5 protein-coding genes are annotated in these 3,310 nt (G+C 37.0%); all 5 read right to left on the bottom strand.

The genetic code is table 11. From position 1 onward, the window contains the following. Nucleotides 1-229: 229 nt before the first annotated feature. Nucleotides 230-355 (bottom strand): hypothetical protein, encoded by a 126-nt coding sequence (locus tag TY15_RS25230; RefSeq protein ID WP_257000234.1) that lies wholly within the window; start codon nt 353-355, stop codon nt 230-232. A gap of 118 nt (nt 356-473) precedes the next feature. Next, complete coding sequence (locus TY15_RS22695; RefSeq protein WP_040205541.1) at nt 474-866, bottom strand: hypothetical protein; 393 nt, start codon at nt 864-866, stop codon at nt 474-476. A 16-nt stretch (nt 867-882) separates the two neighbouring features. Next, a complete protein-coding gene (locus TY15_RS23370; protein ID WP_052353878.1) occupies nt 883-2,250 on the bottom strand; it encodes a hypothetical protein in 1,368 nt (455 codons plus the stop codon). Between the two features lie 112 nt (nt 2,251-2,362). Continuing rightward, nucleotides 2,363-2,590, bottom strand: coding sequence for a hypothetical protein (locus TY15_RS22685; RefSeq protein WP_040205542.1), 228 nt, complete (start codon nt 2,588-2,590; stop codon nt 2,363-2,365). After that, a partial coding sequence (locus TY15_RS23365) for a TNT domain-containing protein (protein WP_148336007.1) occupies nt 2,583-3,310 on the bottom strand: 728 nt, incomplete at its 5' end. The genes TY15_RS22685 and TY15_RS23365, both read right to left, overlap by 8 nt.

The following is a 3,310-nucleotide window of genomic DNA, read 5'->3' as shown; positions in this document are numbered from 1 at the left end:
GGCAATCTATATTGTAAAGATAATAGAAATTATAAAAATAGATTCAAAGCTGATTTAACTTTGAATCCTGACTTCATCTATCTTACTTCTCCCTAACTATCAGGAAAAACATAGCTTCTTGTAATAATGGTATTAAATTCAACTACTTTTTCGATCATTCATTCGTGCCAATATATTTAATACTTTTATAAAACTCATGTTCACTTCATATTCATCGATCCAGCCCCCCTTATTCAAAAAGCTCGGTTTCTATTTTAAAACACTCCTCTATAGTAACTTCTCTTCGAATCGTGTTCTCCCTTGCTGCAAAGGCCTTATATTTCTTATTATCATAAACAGCAACTTGTCTATCCACCATACCTCCACACTTTCTAATTGTGTTTTAAAAACTTTTATAATCCTCAATTTATCTTTTTGGATTTATAAAAAAAAGGATTCAAAGCTCATTTGACTTTAAATCCCACACCACAAAATTATAAATCCTCTGGATTAATAACTGTTTTTTCTTCCATGAGTTTTACCTTACTTTTAGGAACCCATCCAAGCCAAGTATCACGATCTACTCTTGGTAGATTTAAATCATTTCCTATAAGTAGAGAGCCTGTGGCCACTTGGTATTCATTTTCTTTTTCCTTTAAAATTTGAACTTTCTCTCCTTGGACCATTCCATAAAGAACGATACTTACACAATCGATTAATTCGCTAGGATTTACTATCTTTGTATAAACACCGTTATTATAAAGATCTTCAAATGTACTATCAATTTTTCCTTTTTCTTCAGTTATAATCTTAATATTATTGTCCATATCCACAGTTATTTCATACTCAGTTCCTCTGTACTTACCATATATTCCTGACTTTACCATTACATTCACCTCTTTTTTAATGAAGCAATTTAAACATTTTTCCGTCAAAGATGGCAATAACTTCATCTTTGCCATCCACTACTTTGTGTAATTTTGCTCCTTCTCTTAAATCAATAAACTTATTTAATGTCCACTCAGGAATAACTTCATCATTTCTGGACGATGTAAAGCCATTTCCTGTCCATGGCCACTCATTACTTTCCCATCCACTATATGGTTTATTCATCGTATGACCATATGGGATCTCTAAATTTTCTGGGGAGAGCATATCTGGGTTCTTTGTTTTAAATTCAATATAGCCATATCTATACCCATCCTCAGGATACGGTTTAACCACCACATCTGCATAATTATCATAATAGGAATAATCTAATCTCATTGACTCTCGTACATGAGAATATTCATGAATATGTGAACTATCAACAGCCTTTGCAACAAATCCTTTAATAGAGGTATAATCTCCATCCAGATATTTCTGAATATCTTTTTCAGGTAAGTTCTTAATTAAGGTTGTATTTTTACCCGGACGCGGGACAGAATCACGAATATCTTGCATAATCTTCCTTTCATTATCATTTAGCAGGTAGTCAGGTTTTAATTTTAATTCTGTAAATTCATCAAAACTTATATTATGTTCTTTTAGTTTATTAGGAAGGATCTTATTAACAAAGCTATCTGAGCTTAATTTACCAGTAGCAACCCTTGCCTCGCTATTCATCCCAACCTCCAATTTACTCCAGTATTGGTCATATCGTTTGGCATCCTCTAGGCTCATTAAAACCGAAAATTTCTCTTGTAATCTGTCGCTACTAGATCCCTTTACAACATCAACCGTACCCGTTGAATTACCACTCCCAAGATTAACTCCATCAATCCTACTCAACACATCTTTGAGCTTATTTTCCACCGCATGGGTATTCTCAACAGGGATTCGAACCTTTCCAACATCGCCAGCATCGTCAATCGACAAGCCCATCCGCCGCGACGGGTTAATGTTTTTCGCTTGTGTTATAGCAGAGTCTACTAATCTTCCTGCTTCCACTGTATCTTTTGCGATTTTATTTTTCATCACATTGGTAGTATCTATTATTACCGATGAGGCATTCTTCAAACGTGTCACCGATTGCTGGCCAGCGGTTTTTACCATGTTGTCGATATGATTCATTCCTTGATGGATACTCTCTTTAACTCCTGTCCGCAATCCGACCGTTCCGATACTCTCCCCTAGATGGGCGAGACGGACCGTGCTTGAGAATTTCGTTAACCCATTGACACCAGGAACAATATCCAATGGAGCTAATAGTCCACGAAACCAGCGTTCCCCTGTCCCAAGCTCCCGGCCTGATACCCAATCCTTGCCGGAAACAGCTGAACTCAATTCCATCGCACCATAGGCACCCCCTAAGGCAATACCTGCCGGAGGACAGATGAGGGTCGTCCCTACAATGACAACTAACGCCCCAATTTGAACCCAAAAATAATAATTATCTGTATTGTTAATTTAACATCTCCAAAATTTCTTTGTAAAAATAATTACATGCCTCTTCTTCAGAATTGAATTTTTCTAATTGCGATTTAACACCACGTTCGCTATAATACACTTCCCACTTGCCATCTTCATTGTTTAGGCACAATGCTTCATTAGGAAATCCGCCTTCTAAGCTATATAAATCTTTTGGGATATTTGAGTTAATTAACAATTGATTTAATTCAACTTTATTCATACTTTACGACCTTTCTGAGCACCTTATGCCCTATTAATTTTTTTACAGATTCGCTGAATTCATACTGAATACCAAGACCTGTTTCATCAAACCATGGTGCAATTCTTCCTGCCTGTACTTCAACTGGCTTTGTAACTACGTAAACACTATAAGGTTTTAAATAAGTTTCTGGAGCTAGAGCACGCATTTCATACGGCACACCATATGGTGATACAAATGTTCCGCCTTCATAACCAAATCTATCAATAATTGTACCAGGTTCTAACGTAATTGTTTCTGGTTCTCCTAATAAACCTCTGTTCGGTGGCCATATGATTTCACCTTCAGGTGTATAGTAATCAGGTTTAGATTTAACCACATCGTAATCTTTTTCATAAACAACCGGTTTTTGGTAATTCATTTCTATACGTCTTTGTTGGTCTAGAACTTTCCACTCTTCTTTCGTAATTTTTCTTTCATCAGGATGTGGCCTGTAACCCTTATGTTCAAGACCTTTTGCCATCCCCTTAGAACTAGAGCTCCTAAGATTAATTCCATCAATGCTACTCAGCACATCTCTTAGCTTGCTCTCCACCGCATGGGTATTCTCAACAGGCATACGAACCTTCCCAGTATCTCCTAAGTCCTCCATCGCCAAGCCCATTCTTCGCGACGGAGTAATGTTTTTCGCTCGTGTTATTGCAGTGTCTACTACCCTGCCTGCCTCCACTGCATCCTTTG

Origin of the sequence: Neobacillus jeddahensis (assembly GCF_000612625.1) — a bacterium.
GTDB lineage: Bacteria > Bacillota > Bacilli > Bacillales > Cytobacillaceae > Neobacillus > Neobacillus jeddahensis.
Note: the sequence above shows the minus strand (reverse complement) of the source record. Positions and strands in the feature narration are given on the sequence as shown.